The organism is Thermomonas fusca, assembly GCF_005862345.1.
Lineage (GTDB): Bacteria > Pseudomonadota > Gammaproteobacteria > Xanthomonadales > Xanthomonadaceae > Thermomonas > Thermomonas fusca.
On sequence record NZ_SROY01000008.1, the window covers coordinates 38,904 to 56,379 of the forward strand.

Sequence of the window (17,476 nt, forward strand, 5' to 3'; positions counted from 1 at the left end):
GTGAGCGCTTGACCCACGTCCAGGCCAGCATTGCGCGACCTCAGGGGGCAGACGATGAATGCAGCTGGCCTTCGGTGGTGCCGAGTGACTGGGCAAGCGAAAGTGGACGCGCCGGGCGAACTTTCTGGCGGAAGTGGACCCGGTCGTCCCGTGAAATTGGCGAACATATCGCCTGACCTGGACTCGAGGACGCGGGGTCTGGAAGGTTCATCGATCGCAGAGCCGTTGTTGCGCCCGGATCGGACGCGCTTGAAGCCCGAGGTGGGCGCCGAATATTTTTGCAATCATCGTCGCCCGGCGATTTGGGTCAGCAAGCCGATCCCGAGTGTTGCATCGGTTTTGGCGATCGATTCTTTAGCGTTGCTCATCGTTCCGGTCAACGCCCGGACGGCGTCGATCGTCTCTGGAATGACGATCGCCTGATTGTCGACCATGTAAGCGTAGAACAGCTCGTCCCCTTCGACTTTCAACATGTCCGACCACAGAGCCACTTCATAGAGATTGTCATGCGGCCGGCCGAGATCGGCCATGAGCTCCTTGACCGTATTGAGAGCCGACAATCCGGCATCCGTGCGTATCAGCGCGATCCGGGACGATGCGGCAAAGGCGTCGAGCACCTCTTCAGTGGAGGCCGGTCGCGTCAACTGCACCGACCAGTAATGCAGATGCGCCAAGGTCTCCGGCACTTTGACCGCCATCGTGATGACATCCAAAGCGGGGTCGACGCACTGCGCGTCCGGCCCCTGATGGCTGGGAATTTCAGGCTCGGGGACGAGGGTGTTCATAATGCCGCCGAGATGGCTTTCCCACGGATCCGTGGCGCGGCGCAGCAGCGTCCCGCGCGCGCGGCGCAGCAGACCCGCGTGCTTCAATGCAGTAAGTGTTCTGACGATCGAGGTGGTGTTGCAGGAGACGACTCGCGTGCTTTCCCGGTTCAATGCGCTCGAATAGCTGGCCTCGGCGACGAAGGAGTGTCCGGTCACCTCGTGCTTTTCGCCACCCTGGACGATGAACTTGATGCCCCTTTGTCGATAGATGTCAACGTTCAGCGCCGCGATTCGCTTCGGCGTGCAGTCAACCACCAGATCGCTCACCCCGAGCAGATCTTCCAGATTTCCCACGACTTCGAGGCCTGACTCCCGCATCGCCTGCGTATGTTCCCCGGTGGCCCCGAACAGGCGAAAGCCCTTCTGCAGCGCCACGCGCGGACGCCAGTCGGTACTGATATCCGCCACTCCTGCGAGCTCCATATCGTCCTGCCTGGCCACGGCTTCGGCGACACGCTTTCCGATCACGCCGTAGCCGTTGACGGCGACTCTGCACTTCTTCGCTTGGCTCATCGTCTTCTCCTCACAGCGGAGTTCGCTCGGCTGTCAGTGTCGCCGGTTGTCTCAGGAACGCGGGCCGAGTATTCCACGTAGCGGGTCAGCTGCTGTCGCTTGGACACCAGGCTTGATGAAGATCCTCGAATGGCGCTCACTCTATCAGACCTCCGGTCTACGCCATGTGCCAAGTGGCGCAGGCGCGCCGTGAGACAACGGGAAGGACAAGATAAGACCGCCATGAAAGCCGGGCTGGCGGCAGCCAGAATCTCTCGTGTGCCTGCGGGCCAGCGCGGGAATCATGAAGTGCAAGAAGGTCAGGGTGCAGGGCGAGCTGCGGTTCGGCGCGACGCGAGCTCGATGTAGACCATGACACTGAGCAAGCCGGCGTAGAAGCACCAGACCGAGATGAACCAGCGCGCATAAACCAGGTAGGTGAAGCCCGCCGATGCCAGTGCCAGCACGCCGAACCAGCGGATCACCGGCTGGCTCGACACGCCCAGCCCCACCGTCGTCGCGGCGAGATACAGCGTCAGTGATATCGGCAGGAAGAAATGTGGTGAGCGATACGCGAGGTGGCCCCCGGTCGGGACCACGTCAATCGGCGTGACGACCATGCCGAAGAGGAGGAACAGGGCGCTCGCGAGGCCGGCGACACCGAGCAGGACCAACACGCGCCGTCTCCATGGCACGGGCTCGAGTGCACGCACCGCCCATGGGATGAAGACGGGCCAGACCAGGTGGGAGAAGACCGAATAGACCTGCGTTGCCCAGGCGCGCAAGGTCGGTGTATCCCACGGGTAGCTCATCCATACGAGGCCCTCCGTCGCCTGCTGCGCGGCGAACAGGAGCGGGATCAAGGCGAACATGCGCTCGCCGGGCGTGTGCGCGGCGCGCAGCGCAAGCACGCCGATGCCGGTGAGTGCGACGCTGGCGGTAAAGCTTGCGGTGGCGGAAAAGCACATGGCGACCTCCTGTCAGCGGGGCGCGACGTAGCCGCCCGGCACGCCGTCGCGGGAAAGGACAAGCTGCCAGAGTTGCGCGTTGCGGCTGCGGAACGCGGCCATGCTGGCGTGCAGGTAGTAGCGCCACATGCGGCGGAAACGTTCATCGTAGCGGGCCGGCAGCCGGGACCACGCACCTTCGATGTTGCCACGCCAGGCTTGCAGCGTCCGGTCGTAGTCGGCACCGAAGTTGTGCCAATCCTCGTGCACGAACAGACCCTCGCTGGCGGCGGTGATCTGCGCCGCCGAGGGCAGCATCGAATTGGGGAAAATGTAGCGCTCGATCCAGGGGTCGGTGTGGTTGGTCGAGCGGTTGGTGCCGATGGTGTGCAGCAGCGTGAGGCCGTGCGGCCGCAGGCAGCGATGCACTGTCTCGAAGTAGGCGCGGTAGTTGCGCACGCCGACGTGCTCGAACATGCCGACGGAAAACACCCGGTCGAACTCGCCGCGCACATCGTGGTAGTCCTGCACGCGGATCTCGACGGGAAACCCGGCACAACGCTCGCGCGCGAAGTCCGCTTGCTCCCTGGAGATGGTCAGGCCCACACCGCTGATGCCGTAGTGCTCGGCGAAGTGGCGCAGGGCCTCGCCCCAGCCGCAGCCGATATCGAGCACACGCATGCCCGGCGCGAGCTGCAGCTTGCGCGCGATCAGGTCGAGCTTGGCGACCTGCGCGGCGTCGAGGTCGGCCGCCTCGCTCCAGTACGCGCAGCTGTAGATTAGGCGCGCCCCGAGCATGGCGCGGTAGAGATCGTTGCCCAGGTCGTAGTGGCGCTCGCCGACCTTGAAGGCGCGCCGGCCCCGCTGGCGGTTGAACAGCCGCGCACGCAGGGCGTCCCAGCGGTCGGCCCAGCCGATGACGGCTTCATCCAGCCGCGCACGCAGCAGGCGCGTGAGCATCTGGTCCAGCGCCTCGCAGTCCCAGGCACCATCCATGTAGGTTTCGCCGAGTGCGAGCGAGCCGTTCCGCAGCAGGCGGGGAAACACCCCGGGATCGTGCACGCGCATGTCCCAGGAGCGCGGCCCGTCGACAAGCACGTCGGCGCGTGCAAGGACAGTGGCGACGGCCGCTTGGCCAGGGACCGGCCGGCGCGTCGGCGGCGTAGCTTGGGGGACGTTACCGGGCGGCGCAGCGCGGTCGGCAGCAGGGAGAGTGGTCTGGGACACGGTCATCGCTCCTGAGTCGATACGGAAAGTGGAAGCCCGGCCGGTGCGCGGCGTCGTGCGAGCGCGAGCATGGCCGCGGCAAGCAGGGTCAAGAGGAGGGTGGACAGCACCATCTTTCCGGCAAGGGTGGCGGCGAATGCGAAACCGCCGGCAAGACTGCCAAGCGCCTGGCCGGCACTCGTGAACGAAGCGCGCCACCCCAGACTGGTGGCCTCGGCGGCCCCCGCGGCGCGGGAGGTCCAGTAGACGAGCGCCGGCTGCAGCACGCCGCCACCTGCCGCCACGAGGATCAGGCCGAGCGCACTCGGCCATCGCCCCCCGAGCCAGGCGAGCAACGCGAGGCCGGCAGCGGTGGCGACGAACGAGGGCGCCACCCAGGCGAATGCGCGCAACGGGTCGTGGCGCGGTCGGAACACGAGCGACTGGCTCAGCAGCATCACCACCCCGCAGCCGGTGAACATGAAGCCGATCGCCCGTGCCGAAAGGCCATCCACCAGGCGCCCCTGCGTCGCGAGCCCCACCTCGTAGACGCTCATTGCCGCAGCCGCCAGCGCGGCCAGCAGCACCAACACGGCGACGTCGCGATGGCGCGTGGGCGAACCCCTGCCGGCCACGACGATGGTGGAGGACTCGGGCGCAGGCCGCTGCGCTGCGGCTGCAAGCACGAGCACGGCGAAGCCGATGAGGACCGGGCCGACCAGGCTGTCGTCGGGCGCCACGACGCCTCCCACGCCCGGGCCGAACAGGCCGCCGACCAGCGCGACTCGGGTCAGGTCCGACAGGCGCTGCGAGCGGTCGCCCTCACTGCCAGCGGCGCGCGAAGCGGCGGTTTGCAGGGCGGGGAGCGCGGCGCCTGCGAAGATGCCCTGTAGGCCGCGCGCCAACAGCAGCATCGTCGTTTCCGAAGACCAGAGGAGCATGATCATCGCCGCGGCCTGGCCAAGCAGGCTGAGGCGCACGAGCAGGTGTGCCGGAAGTTGGCGACAGACCCGTACCCAGATCGGTGCCGTCACCACCATGGCGGCGCTGTAGACCGCCATCAACTCGGCGATCGCGCGCGCCGGCGAAGGCGACGAAGCCACCACCGTGGGCAGGACCGGCAGCACCACGCCGTAGGCGAGCGCAACCGCTGCGCTCGCCGCCAACCCCGGCCGCGCGCTCGGGATGCCGACGGGTTCGCGTCCGGCCATCACGCGATCGCCTCGGCGCGGACGGCTTGGGGCCGCACCGCTTCGCAGAGGGCGTCGACTACCCCATGGCAGGCGCCCGGATCGCGCAACCACGGATGATGGTCGGCATCCAGCGTCACATGGCGCCAGAGCGGGAAACGCGCCGCCAGCTCGTTCACGCGCGCAGGCGGTGCCGTCGCGTCACGCAGGCCGTGCACACACGCTACTGGCAGGTCCGGTGGCAGAGCGGCCGCGTCGGCCCGCACGTCGTGCCGGTAGAGCACCTCCCACAGCGATGTGGTGGACGAGGCCATGTTGTGCAACACCAGGTCGCGCGCGACCTCGGGCGGAACGTTGTGCACCAGATAAGGCAGCCAACGGCCCGCCACGCGGCGAGTGACCAGGCACGCGAGCGCGGTCGCCAGCATGTTCGTGTAGACCCAGCCACCGCGCTGACTGGCGAACCATTCGATCGCGCCAGCGCGCGAGCCGTAGTCGGGCAGGCTGAACAAGCACAGCGCCTGGACCCGGTCGGGGTGGCGCGCGGCCAAGGCGAGCGCCAGCGCCGCGCCGAGCGAATGGCCGACGAGGACCCGCGGCGGGCCGGCCTGGAGGGTGCGTGCGAGCGCGTCGACGTGCCGCTCGACCGTGTAGCGGCACCAGGGCCGGGGCGAGTGCCCGAACCCGTAGAGATCGACCAGCTCGGTCTGCGCATGCCGGAACGCCGGTGCCACCGGCGTCGAGGTCCAGTAGCGCGTGGTGCCACCCAGGCCCGGCAGGAACGTCACCCGTAGCGACCCCCGGCCGAGAGACTCCACATGCAGGCGTTCGGGAAGACCGGGATGTGCCGGGTCGGCAAAGCCTGGCAGCGTGGTCATGGATTGTGCGCCAGCGTATAGGAGAAGCGGGCGACGATCAGTTCGGGCTCGCCAGGCACGCGCACGGTGGTGGTGAAGACGTAGCGCCCCGGGCCCGCGAGTACGAACACGGCGCCGTGGCTCATCGAGCCGTTGATCGACATCGCCCCGAGCGTGCGACTTATCGTCTGCCCGGCGATCGGCACGGTCGCCACGACCTGCACGTTTGTCGGACGCACCCCGTCGCGCATGCGCTCGACGACGACCAGCAGGTGATGTTCGCGCGCATAGTCCCCGCGCGGCAATCCGTGCGCGTCGCGCGGACCGGGGCTGTGGGTTCCGATCGAGGGCGCAGCAATCGCGCTGGGCACCATGCCGAAATACAGCGTGTATCCATCGATATGCTGGACTGGACCCGCCATGGGCGCCTCGGTGGCGGACGCGCTGCCGACGGCCAGGGACAGCATGCCGACGAGGGACAGGACAAGGCGACGTTTCATGGCGGTTCCTCCGGACATCAGTGGCGTTGTTGCGCTTACAGGTGGCCTGATCGCCCTATGGCAACGACGAGCCGCAGCGACAGGAGCGCTGCGCCGGCGAACGCGATGACGGACAGCCATGGCAGATGTCCGGCCAGCAGCGGACCGGTGCTGTGCAGGGCGAGCAGGGAGCCGCTCACGTACAGGCCCAAGGTCACCAGGGCCAGCGCCAGCCGGTTGCCGGTGCGCGCAAGCGCCTCGTGCGTGGGAGCCAGGCCGTGGTGGTGCACCGAGAACGCGGGTCGTCCGTCACTCAGCTGTGCCTGTCGCAACAGGTCGGTGGCGATCTGCGGCAGCTGGCGGGCGGTGCGTGCCAGCCGCATCGCCAGCGGACGGCGCGCGGGTCGGCTGGCGTCGACGATCGCCATGACGTCGGCTGCCTGCGCCGACAGCGTGCCCAGCAGGTCCATGTCCGGATCCAGTGCCCGCAGCGTGTTCTCGACCAAGAACAACGTGCGGATCAGGGCCAACAGGTGGGCGGGTAGCCGGAATCCTGCGCCCTGCCCAATGCGTGCCACGCGCCAGATCGCCTCGGCAATGGACCACTCCGCCAGCGGACGGCTGGCCATCTCGGCCAGGATCAGGTGGATCTCGCGCACATGCGAGCGTCGCTCGACCTGCGGCGGGAAGAAGCCCAAGGCGATTGCCGCATCCAGCACGCCTTCGGCGTCGTCGGCGGCGATGGCTTCGACCATGCCGCCCAGCGCGAGCCGGGATGCCGGGTCGAGCACGCCGATCGAGCCGAAGTCATGCAGGCACAGGCGACCGTCGTCGAAGAAGAACAGGTTTCCCGGATGCGGATCGGCATGGAATACGCCGGCGCCGAAGAGCTGATGCACGTAGGCATCGAGCAGCGCGCTCGCCAGCGCGGGAGCGGCCGCGGTTCCGTAAGCGGTCTCCAGGCGGGTGCCGTGGCTGCGGTCCTGGACCAGCACGTCGCGGCTGGCGTACGGCTCGACGACGTGCGGCTGGGTAATGCCGGGCAGGGCATCGAGCACCTTGGCCATGCGCCGCATGTTCTGCGCCTCGTGACGCATGTCGATCTCGTCGCGCAGGAATGCGCCCAGTTCGTCCACGAGTTCGAGCGGGCGGTGTCGCCTGAGGGGCGGCCAGACCCACTGAGCTACGCGCATCGTGCGCCGCAGGAGCCGCAGATCGGCCTGCACCTGGGCGTGAATGCCGGGGCGGGTGATCTTGACGACGACGTCCCGACCGTCATGCATGCGCGCAGGGTGGATCTGGGCCACTGACGCTGCGGCCAGCGGCCTGTCATCGAAGCTGGCGAAGAGCGCGTCGACCGGCGCGCCGAACGCCTGTTCGACCATGTGTCTGGCCTGGTCCGCAGGAAATGCCGGTACGTCGCTGTGCAATCGCGACAGCGCATCGCGATAGGGCGCCGGCAGCAGGTCCCAGCGCAGGCTCAAGCCTTGGCCCAGTTTGACGAAGGTGGTCCCCAGCCCCACCAGGGTGGTGCTGACGTATGCGGGAAGCAGGTCGGGTGCGCGCCGGCGCAGGCGGAGCACGGCGACTCCGAGCTTCAGTCCGGCCCAGGCAATCTGGCCTCCCCGCCGCACTGTGCCCGCCATCAGCACGAGGTCCTGGCCGGGCGGCTCACGATGCCGGGCCCGCTGCAGGGCGCAGGACGGTGGCCGGATCGCCCCGGCCATCCACTGCCGCCAGCTCCGCTTCGGACAGCAGGCTGCCACGCGACTCGCCGAGGACGCCCGCAGCCGCATCGACCACGTGCGCCCAGGTGCTGCGGTTGGCGAACAGCAGTCCCGGCACGTCCAGCGTGCCGCCGCGGTTGACGAAGCCGAGCGCCGCGGTCGTGGCCGGGCCAGTGTCGAGCCGGCGCAGCGCGCCCAGGAAGGGCTCGGGCCGCGTATGCGTGACGAATATGCGCGGCCGTTCCGCCGGGAACAGTGCATGGACCTCGCTGTCGGAGTGCACGTACCGCGCCTCGTCCGGATCGCGCGGCGTGCGGAACCGGCCGGGCTCGCCGAGATACAGGATCGCTGCCGACACGCCACGTTCAACGAGGCGCACCTGCGCGTGGCGCACTTCCTGCAATTGGTAAGCACCGGTGGCGACCAGCAGGATCGCCGCTGTCGCCGGGTTGCCGGCCAGGCACAGCGCACCTTGGGTGGCCAGCGCCTGCGCCTGCGTCGGTGTCAGCTCGTGCGGCACCGGTCGCTTGGGGACGACCAGGGTGGTGACCGTGCCGCGTTGCGTGTAGGCGTGGGCGAGGGCTGCGGCGGCGCCGTTGGCGTCAGGCGGAAACACCACGCGCGAGATGTCGGCCATTTCGCCCAGGAGCGCCTCGGCCATGGCCGGGTCTTGGTGGGACTGCTCGTTTTTGGCGTTCTCCCACGTGTGGGAGGTCAGCACCAGCGGCACCCCCAGCCAGCCGGGCGGGCGCCCAGCCTGCGCCAAGTGGCGCGCGAAGATCAATTCCTGGCGCACGGCGCCAAGCATCTTCGGTGCGAACGCCTCGTAGGTGACCACCAGGTTCAGCCCGCCCTTGTTGCCGAGCGCCGCGCATACCACGGCTTCCTCGTTGAGTGCGGTGATGACCGCGCCGGTGGTCGATTCGGCGACACCGGGTTCGGGCTCGTGCACCCGGTGCTTCATCGCGTCCAGGGTGCGGTCGAGCTTGTTGCTGCGCAACTCGTCCGGATTTCCCACGCGCACGCGCAGCCCGGGGTTCGCTTCGGCGATGGCGACAAATTGCTCGTCGAGCGCGGTCATCGGCGAGCTCTCGCCGCCGGCGCCGCGGTCGGCGATCGCCGGGACGCGGGGCGGTTCCACCTGGCGATCGGCCAGCGCATGGTCGCGCTCGCGCACCCGCTGCTGGAGATCGTGGCTGTTGAGTGCGGCAACGGCCTGCTCGAGCTCCGACGCGGCCACGAACAGCGCCGCTGCGCCTTCATTGAAGAGCGTGCGCGCCGCGGCATCCTTCGCCGGATTCCCCGGCAGCGGCAAGTTGTGCGAGGCGTTGGTCCCGGCGCCGGGGAAGCCGAAGCCCTTGACGGTTTCGGCGATGCCATAGGGCAGCCGCACGTCGGCGGGAACAGCGGCGCCCGCTTGCAGGCGCGACTCCATCACGTGGATGCCCCACGCGATGCTGGCCGGATCGCGCCCGTCCAGCGCGATCGGATCAAAGCCGTTCAATCGCAGGTGCCGGTCCAGCCACCGCTCGCCGCCCTGCTGGGTGATCTGGCTGCGCTGTTCGATGCGGCGCCCGTTGAGGATGATGATCGGGCTGACCAGTCCGCTGTCCTCGGCGCGCCACCAGCGTGGCGCCCAGTCGCTGCCACGCTGTTCCTCGAACGCACCGTCGCTGAGGAAGGCGACCAGGCGTTCATCCTTGAGCGGCGCATGCACGTACTGCAGCTCGGCAAAGCCGAGATAGCCGCCTTCCATCACGCCCCCGGCGGTGTGCGCATTGACGTGGGAGCCGAGGGGCGATGCCGGCGTTCCGTCCGGATTGAGTGTGTAGGCGTAGAAGTCCCTGACGAACCGGCTCAGCCCTTCGTCGGTGCGGTCGTAGCGTTCGGCGTGCCGGTCAGTCATGTTGCCAACCAGAAGGTTCAGCGCGTCGATCGCGGCCACGCAGTGCCCCTGGCCCATCATCCACGCGCGGGTGACGCCATCCAGGGCGTCCATCAGCAGGTAGCCGGCATAGGCGGGCACCATGTTGAGGGACCCGCCGGTGTGGCCTTCGGGCGTGGTCTTGAAGTCATCCGACTCGAGGGCCGCACCGTCGGTACGAACCCGCTGGCTGTAGGTCATGTGCGCCACCAGCCACATGCCGGCGCTGGTGACGCGGTCGGCCGCGGCAAGCCGCTGCCATGCGGTGCCGGCATCGGGCGTACGGCCTAGGGCAACCAGCTCATCGACCATCTGGCGGACGCGCAGCTGCGTAAGCGGGTCATGTCGGATCACCCCGTAGCCGGCCGCCCAGTGAGCGAACTGGGGATCGGCCTGCTGGTGGGCGTCGGCGAGTTCAAGGATCCGCTGGCGCTCGGCGGTCGACAGCTGGTCGGCGGTGCAGCAGTTGAGATGCAGGTTCATGGCCCCTCCGGGGAATCGGTCGAAGCGGTCATCAGGCTCGATGCCGCGGCAGCGAGGTCCGCGCCCAGCGCGATCGCGTTCGACGGGTGGGCAATGGTGTCGGTGCTCACGATGCGGGCCAGGCCCGCTTCCTGCAGACGGGTATAGGCATCGCCCGCGAACACCGGATGGATGGCGACCAGCAACGGCGGCGGCAGCGACAATCGACGCAGGTGTGCGAGGGTTTCCAGGATCGTGTTGCCGGACGACACGATGTCGTCGATCAGGACCGGGGTACGGCCGGCCACCGCCTGCGGGTCGGGCAGGCTCACGCGCACGTCGTAGTCGCCATAGCGTTCCTTGGCCAGCACCTGGTAGGGCATGCCGGAGCGGGCGGCGATGTCCTCGACCCATTGCAAGCTCTCGCTGTCGGGGCCGATCAGCACCGCGTCGGGGACCGTCTCTGCGATCCAGCGGGCCACGGCCGGCGTCGCCGACACGTGGGCCGTCGGAATCCGGTACAGCGACTGCAGGCGCTCGACGCGGTGCAGGTGCGGGTCCACGGTCAACAGCCAGTCGAAGGCCTCTTCGAGGAACTGCGCGAACAGTGGCGTACTGACCGCCTCCCCTGGATTGAACCGAGTGTCCTGACGCATGTACCCCAGGTAGGGTGCGATCAAGCCGACCGAGCGCGCCCCGAACTCGCGGGCGGTCCGGGCAGCGAAAAGCAAGGGGAGGGCCAAGGCGTCCGCGTGCCGCAGGCTGACCAGGATCGCCACATCGGCGCCAACCAATGCGTCGTCCAGGGTGACCAGCGACTCACCATCGGGGAAGTGCCGCCAGCCTACGGGTGAAACCCGCGCCTGCAAGGGCGCGGCGAAGGTGCCAGCCAAGGCCGCATCGGCCGGGAAGGGCATCAGTACACGGTTCATGGGATCTCCGCGAGGGCAAAGGGTTGCAACGCCGGAGCGTGCTCAAGGGCGTAAGCCAGTTCTCCCGGAGACTCCGCATGCAATGTCATCAGGGGCTGTCCGCGCTCGACCGTATCGCCGACGCGCAGACCGGTCTCGAGGCCAGCCGTGGGGGAAGTCGGCGCGCCAGCCAGTTTGGCCAGCTTGGCCAGCCTGCGGTTGTCGATCGCCGCGATCCGGCCCGATGCGGTTGCCGGAACGTCGGCGGTGAATGCTGCGCGTTGCGGTTCGCGGAAGCCCCCCTGGGCCTCGCAGATCGCCAGGAATTTGGCCAGCGCCGCCCCGGAATCCAGCACGCTGCGCGCGCGCTCCAGTCCGGTGGCGGCGTTGTTGCCCGGTGCCATGTCCAGCAGCGCCGCGGACAGCGCAAGTGCGCGTTCGCGGAGGTCGGCCGGCGCATCGGCAGCGTTGCGCAGCACCTTGAGCACATCGTGCGCTTCAAGCGCCGGACCGATTCCCCGACCCACCGGCTGGGTACCGTCTGAGCGATGGATGCCCAGGTGCAATCCAAGCGCGTCCGCGGTGTGTGCAAGCCGTGCGCCAAGGCTGTGCGCCGCGGCCTCGCCACGCACCTTGGCGGTCGGACCCACCGGCATGTCGATCAGCACGTGGGTTGAGCCCGCGGCGATCTTCTTCGACAGTACGCTGGCAACCAGCTGGCCGTCGCTGTCGAAGTCCAGCGGCCGCTGGACCCGGATCAGGATGTCGTCGGCCGGGCTCAGGCGCACGTTGCCGCCCCAGACGATGCAGCCGCCCTCGCGCTCCACCACCCGCTGCATCGCAGGCAGGTCGAGCGCCACCGGCGCCATTACTTCCATCGTGTCGGCGGTGCCTGCGGGCGAGGTGATTGCGCGCGAGGACGTCTTCGGGATGCGGTAGCCCAGCGCAGCCACGATGGCCACCACGATCGGGGTGGTGCGATTGCCCGGCAAGCCGCCCACGCAGTGCTTGTCCAGCACCGGGCCTTCGCCCCAGTCCAGGCGTTGGCCGACAGCGATCATCGCCCGCGTCAGCGCCGTGGTTTCCGCGTGGTCCAGGCGGTCACCCGCACTGGCCGTGACGAACGCGGCAAGCTCCAGGTCCGACAACCGGCTTTCCATCACGTCCTGCACCAGGGCGAGGTACTGCGTGTCATCCAACCGCGCCCCGAACACTTTGGCACGGAGCGCGCCTGCCGACGACGCGGGTTCCGCATGCCGCACCGAGGCGAGGGCATCGGGCATGGGATCAAGGAGCGTCCACGCGGCCTCCGACAGGGCCACCTCGTCCAGACCAAGCCGGGCGTCGACGACCACGTTCAGCGTCGTCACCAGCGTGCGCGTACCGACGGCCAGCCTCACGCGCGTCATCGCGACAAATCCTTCCGAACGGCAGACTTCGCAGTCGCGGTGCATATAGACCACCGGCTGCTGGTAGGTGTCGATGCCGGCACGGGTGACGCGCAGGCGGGTGTGGCCCGGCGTCGTCACCGCACATCCTCCAGGCCAACCTGCTCCAGGTGCTCCGGCACGCGCGCGCGCCAGCCCAGCTCGCGCTGCACACGCCCGCGCAGCGTGTCGGCTGCGTCGGGCTCGCCGTGGGTGAGGTAGACGATGCGCGGCGCGGACGGCGCGGTGCGCATCCAGTCGAGGAGTTCCCCGGCGTCGGCGTGGCCGGAAAAGCCTTCCAACTGCACCACCTCGGCACGAATCGGGACCTCGCGGCCGAACATGCGCAAGGTGCGCTTTCCCGCCGCCAGTGCGGCACCGCGTGTTCCGCCGGCCTGGTAGCCCGCCAGCAGGATCGCGTTGCGGTCATCCTGGCCGAATGCCTCGATGTGGTGCAGCACGCGCCCGCCGGTGATCATGCCGCTGGCCGAGATGATGATCATCGGCCCGCGCTGGCGGTTGAGCGCCTTCGACTCTTCCACCGTGTTGACGAAGGTGGCCACGTCGAACATCCGCTGGCAGTCCTCTTCGGACACGTGGTGCTCGGAATGGTGGGCGTGGTAGTGCCGGGTCGCGTTGATCGCCATCGGGCTGTTGAGGTACACCGGCACGCGAGGGATCTCCTTACGCTCACGCAGCCGGGCGATATGCAGCATGAGCGCCTGGGCGCGGCCGACAGCAAAGGCGGGGATGACGATAACGCCCCCGCGCGCGGCAACACGGCGGATGATCGGGGCCAATTCCGCTTCCTGGTCAATCGGGACGTGTTCGCGATTGCCGTAAGTGGACTCGCAGACCAGTACGTCGCAGGCGGGCAGGGGCGTCGGCGGATTCATCAGCGATTCCTGCTGCCGTCCCAAGTCGCCGCTGAAGTGCAAGCGCTGGCCCTGGACATCCAGGCTGACGTGGGCGGCGCCCAGGATGTGACCTGCGGGGTGGAAGCGCACCGTGAAGCCGGGCGCGACCTCGATGTCGCGTTCATGGTCATGTCCCTGCAGCTGCTTCAGGCTGCGACGGGCGTCCTCTTCCGTATAGAGCGGTCGCGGCTCCTTGTGCTTCGAGTAGCCCTTGCGCGCGGCGTACTTCGCCTCTTCTTCCAGCAGGTGCCCGCTGTCGGGAAGCAGCAGGCCGCACAGCGCCACGCTGCCGTGGGTGCAGTGGATCCGGCCGCGGAACCCCTGCTTGACGAGTGCGGGCAGGTAGCCCGAATGGTCCAAGTGGGCGTGGGTCAGGATCACCGCATCGATTGATGCCGCGTCGACGGGAAACGGTGCCCAGTTGCGCTCGCGCAGCTGTTTGTAGCCCTGGAACAGGCCGCAGTCGACCAGCACGCGCTGGCCGTTGGCCTCGACCAGGTAGCGCGAGCCGGTGACTGTGCCCGCGGCGCCGAGGAACTGCAGGGTGGGGTTGGAAGACGCTGTCATGAGGTGACTCCTGTCTCGAAAGGAAGCGATTGCGGGAGGCGTTGGAAGGGCCGACGCGCATCCCCGTGCGACGCGCCTGGTCAGGGGCGAACGAGCTCCACTGTGTCGTTGACCTTGGGGCTGCCGGAGATCACTTCCGCCTCCGCGTAGTGACCGTCGAACAGTTCAACGATCCGCACTTGGCCGACGTTTTCACGGCGGTAGCGTGGACCGCCGGTCCGCGAATGCCGGATGCGGCGCTTGTGCCGGATCACATCCAGCACCTGCCCGACCTGGGCGCCGTCGGCCTGTCCGACGCAGACGACGAGCGTTTCGTTCTGCTTCTCCAACACTTGGCCGCGCATCAGTACGTTGTGACGGAATCCGCCTTCACTCGCCGAGGCGACACCCGGCAATGCGAAGGCGAACAGAGCAGCCAAGGCCAGCGCGGCATACCAGCGGCGGGGATACGTGCCTCGGGCCCTTGGGTGGGAAAGATGCGTCGCGGGATTCATGGCGTGGACTCCTTGGACTGGATGCGAGGGGAGGCGGCAACGTCCGCCAGTGGAAGGCGTTTGAGAAGCAAGGCATTGAGGGCCACGATCACCGAACTTCCCGACATCGATAGGGCGGCGATTTCCGGCGACAGCACGAACGGATAGAAAACACCGGCCGCGAGCGGGAAGGCCAGGACGTTGTAACCCACGGCCCAACCGAGGTTCTGGTGCATCTTGCGCAGGGTAGCCCGGGCGATGGCGGTCGCGCGCACGACGTCGTAGGGGTCGCTGTGCATGAGCACGATGTCGGCGCTCTCGATGGCGACATCGGTGCCGGCTCCGATCGCGAAGCCGACATCGGCCTGGGTCAGCGCCGGTGCGTCATTGATGCCGTCGCCCACCATGCCGACCTTGAGGCCCTGCGACTGCAGCTTGATGACCTCGTCGGACTTGCCGCCAGGCAACACGTCTGCCAGTACGATGTCGATCCCCAGATCCTGAGCTACGCGTTCGGCGGTGGGGCGATTGTCGCCGGTGATCATCGCCACTTTGATGTTGCGACGATGCAGTTCGTCGATGGCGGCGCGCGAGGTCTCGCGGATCGCGTCGGCAATTGCGAAGAAGCCCGCAAGCTCGCCGCCTACCCCTGCATAGATCACGGTGCGGCCGGCGCCGGTAAGGCGCGCGGCCTCCGCTTCCAGCACGGATAGATCGATTCCGTGTTCGACCATCAGGATGCGATTGCCCAGCAGGACCTGCACCCCGTCAACCACCCCGGTGGCGCCCTGGCCGTCGATGTTGGTGAAGGCCGTAGCGCGTTCGGCTGCCGGACCGGCGCGCTTGAGGATCGCTTGCGCCAGCGGGTGCTCCGAATGCGCCTCGACCGCAGCGGCCGTGGCCAGTAGCCGCTCCTGCGTCCAGCCCGGTGCGACCGCCATGTCGACCACCTCCGGTGCACCGACCGTCAGGGTTCCAGTCTTGTCAAAGATCACAACGTCCAGCCGGGCGCTCTTCTCGATGGCTTCGGCGTGTTTGAACAGAATGCCGTGTCGAGCGCCCAGGCCCGTGCCGATCATGATCGCCATCGGGGTGGCCAAACCCAGTGCGTCGGGACAGGCAATGACGAAGACGGTGATCGTCAGCGTGAGCGCGAACATGAGCGGCTGTCCCAGCCACCAGAACCAGACCGCGAAGGTCAGCAGCCCGATCACGATCGCGGCCAGCACCAGCCACTGCGAAGCGCGGTCGGCGAGCAGTTGCGCAGGCGCCTTGGAGTTCTGTGCGGTCTGGACCAGCTTGATGATCTGCGCCAGCGCGGTATCGCTGCCGATCTTGGTGGCGGTGTAGGCAAATGCACCGCTCTTGTTGATCGATCCGCCGACAACGGAGGCCCCTGGGTCTTTGCGCACGGGCATCGACTCGCCGGTCAGCATGGATTCGTCGACCTGGGAGCTGCCTTCAGCGACGGTGCCGTCGACGGGGATCTTCGCCCCCGGCCGCACCACGACGATATCGCCGACCAGGACTTCGGCGGTCGGGATGTCGAGCTCCTGTCCGTCACGGCGCACCACCGCGCGGGGCGGGGACAGCTTCAACAACGCCTTCATCGCGTCCGAAGCGCCGGCGCGTGCCCGCATCTCGAGCCAGTGGCCGAGCAGGACGAAGGTCAGCAGGACCGCCGAGGCCTCGTAGAAGTTCGGTCCGTCGAAGAAGAACGTCGACGCGATGCTGAACCCGTAGCCGGTGCCCACGCTCAGCAGCACCAGCACCGCCATGTCCAGCACGCCGCGGCGCAGCGAACGAATCGCCGCACTGAAGAACGGCCAGCCCGGATACAGCACGGCGCCGGTCGCCAGCAGGAACAACCAGACGTTCTCGCGCAGTCCAAACGGCACCGGCGGCGGCTCCATCAGGCCGCCCATGGGCGACCACACGAATACCGGGATCGCGAAGGCGAGAGCGACCAGGAAGCGGCGGCCCATGTCGCGCGCCGCGGCGTGCAGATCGCTGCCGTGGTTCATGCCCGCATGGGCGTCGTGACCCCCGGCATCCTTGGCGTCATCGCCGTGGCCGGCGTGGGCGTCGGCAGGGTGCTCCGCGGTGGTACCCGGTCCGTGCCGGGCATGCGCAGCGTGGGCGTGCGCGCCTGCGCCCGGGCCGGCAGCGGGCATCGAGGCGTCGCATTGGAAGCCGCAGTCGCGGATCGCGGTGGCGACCGCGCCCGACGACAGGCGGGCCGGGTCGTAGGACACCTGCAGGGTCGCGGTGGCGAAATTCGCGATGGTGGCGTTGACTCCGGGCAACGCGGCTACGGCCCTCTCCAGCGTGCGCGCGCAGCCGGCACTCACCATGTCGCCGATGGGCCAGGTGCGCGTGCGCACTGGCGGTTCGTGGACGTGTGTCATCGGACTTCTCCCTGGGATGGGGCGGGGCCGCGCCTGCGTCGCGGAATGAAGGCCGGCACCTGCTGCATGTAGCGGACGTACTCGTCGCCGAAGCGGCCCAGGCAGTCCTTTTCCTCACGGCGCGCCAGGCGGGCATAGGCCCACACGAGCACCGGATAGCTGGCGAGTGTGAGCAGCGTGGGCCACTGCAGCAGGAAACCGGTCAGCACCAACACGAAAGCGACGTACTGCGGGTGGCGCATGCGCGCATACACGCCGTCTCGGGCCATCCGGCCCTCACGCTGCGCCCGATACAACACTGGCCAAGCGGCCGACAGCAGCCAGAAGCCACCGCCGATCAGGACGAAGCTCGCCATGTGGAATGGACCAAAATGCGGATTGGCGCGCCAGCCGAACCACATCTCCAGCAGATGGCCCGCGTCATGGCTGAGCCAGTTCACTTGCGGATAATTGGCACTGAGCCACCCGCCCAGGACGTACAACGTCAGCGGGAAGCCATACATTTCCGCGAACAGGGCCACGACGAAGGCGGAGAACATCCCGAACCCCCGCCAGTCCCAGCGGGTCAAGGGCTTGTAGAAGCTCCAGGCGAAGAAGATGAAGAACGCGGTGTTGATGGCGGCCAGCAGCCAAAGGCCGTAGCCGGAGTCGGGTGCCTGCAT

Annotated in this window: 14 protein-coding genes; all 14 read right to left on the minus strand. The window is 68.1% G+C overall.

The window, feature by feature from the left end; translation table 11 throughout:
- Window positions 1-284 precede the first annotated feature (284 nt).
- On the minus strand, window positions 285-1,340 hold the full coding sequence (locus E5S66_RS13060) for a type II glyceraldehyde-3-phosphate dehydrogenase (protein ID WP_028839362.1): 1,056 nt from the start codon (window positions 1,338-1,340) through the stop codon (window positions 285-287).
- Between the two features lie 299 nt (window positions 1,341-1,639).
- Complete coding sequence (locus E5S66_RS13065; RefSeq protein ID WP_138349931.1) at window positions 1,640-2,287, minus strand: DUF6629 family protein; 648 nt, start codon at window positions 2,285-2,287, stop codon at window positions 1,640-1,642.
- A 12-nt stretch (window positions 2,288-2,299) separates the two neighbouring features.
- Window positions 2,300-3,493 (minus strand): cyclopropane fatty acyl phospholipid synthase, encoded by a 1,194-nt coding sequence (gene cfa / locus E5S66_RS13070; protein ID WP_281278288.1) that lies wholly within the window; start codon window positions 3,491-3,493, stop codon window positions 2,300-2,302.
- A gap of 2 nt (window positions 3,494-3,495) precedes the next feature.
- A complete protein-coding gene (locus tag E5S66_RS13075) occupies window positions 3,496-4,683 on the minus strand; it encodes an MFS transporter (RefSeq protein ID WP_138349935.1) in 1,188 nt (395 codons plus the stop codon).
- Window positions 4,683-5,540 (minus strand): alpha/beta fold hydrolase, encoded by an 858-nt coding sequence (locus tag E5S66_RS13080; RefSeq protein WP_138349937.1) that lies wholly within the window; start codon window positions 5,538-5,540, stop codon window positions 4,683-4,685. The genes E5S66_RS13075 and E5S66_RS13080 overlap by 1 nt, the downstream gene beginning before the upstream one ends.
- Complete coding sequence (locus tag E5S66_RS13085; RefSeq protein ID WP_138349939.1) at window positions 5,537-6,019, minus strand: hypothetical protein; 483 nt, start codon at window positions 6,017-6,019, stop codon at window positions 5,537-5,539. The genes E5S66_RS13080 and E5S66_RS13085 overlap by 4 nt, the downstream gene beginning before the upstream one ends.
- A gap of 35 nt (window positions 6,020-6,054) precedes the next feature.
- The gene (locus E5S66_RS13090) at window positions 6,055-7,725 is read right to left on the minus strand and encodes an ABC1 kinase family protein (RefSeq protein WP_246037242.1); all 1,671 of its coding nucleotides are present in this window, start codon (window positions 7,723-7,725) and stop codon (window positions 6,055-6,057) included.
- Window positions 7,670-10,132, minus strand: a complete 2,463-nt coding sequence (locus E5S66_RS13095) for a phosphoketolase family protein (RefSeq protein ID WP_246037243.1) — start codon at window positions 10,130-10,132, stop codon at window positions 7,670-7,672. The genes E5S66_RS13090 and E5S66_RS13095 overlap by 56 nt, the downstream gene beginning before the upstream one ends.
- Window positions 10,129-11,043 carry a ribose-phosphate diphosphokinase gene (locus tag E5S66_RS13100; protein WP_138349941.1) on the minus strand — a complete coding sequence of 305 codons (915 nt, stop codon included), beginning with the start codon at window positions 11,041-11,043 and terminating at the stop codon, window positions 10,129-10,131. The genes E5S66_RS13095 and E5S66_RS13100 overlap by 4 nt, the downstream gene beginning before the upstream one ends.
- Window positions 11,040-12,551, minus strand: coding sequence for a thymidine phosphorylase family protein (locus E5S66_RS13105; RefSeq protein WP_138349943.1), 1,512 nt, complete (start codon window positions 12,549-12,551; stop codon window positions 11,040-11,042). The genes E5S66_RS13100 and E5S66_RS13105 overlap by 4 nt, the downstream gene beginning before the upstream one ends.
- A complete protein-coding gene (locus E5S66_RS13110; protein WP_138349945.1) occupies window positions 12,548-13,933 on the minus strand; it encodes an MBL fold metallo-hydrolase RNA specificity domain-containing protein in 1,386 nt (461 codons plus the stop codon). The genes E5S66_RS13105 and E5S66_RS13110 overlap by 4 nt, the downstream gene beginning before the upstream one ends.
- An 80-nt stretch (window positions 13,934-14,013) precedes the next feature.
- Window positions 14,014-14,427, minus strand: coding sequence for a hypothetical protein (locus E5S66_RS13115; protein ID WP_138349947.1), 414 nt, complete (start codon window positions 14,425-14,427; stop codon window positions 14,014-14,016).
- Window positions 14,424-16,814: a heavy metal translocating P-type ATPase gene (locus E5S66_RS13120; RefSeq protein WP_138349949.1), complete on the minus strand. Its 2,391-nt coding sequence runs from the start codon at window positions 16,812-16,814 to the stop codon at window positions 14,424-14,426. Before E5S66_RS13120 ends, E5S66_RS13115 begins: the two co-directional genes overlap by 4 nt.
- On the minus strand, window positions 16,811-17,476 hold the full coding sequence (locus E5S66_RS13125; protein WP_028839372.1) for a methyltransferase family protein: 666 nt from the start codon (window positions 17,474-17,476) through the stop codon (window positions 16,811-16,813). The genes E5S66_RS13120 and E5S66_RS13125 overlap by 4 nt, the downstream gene beginning before the upstream one ends.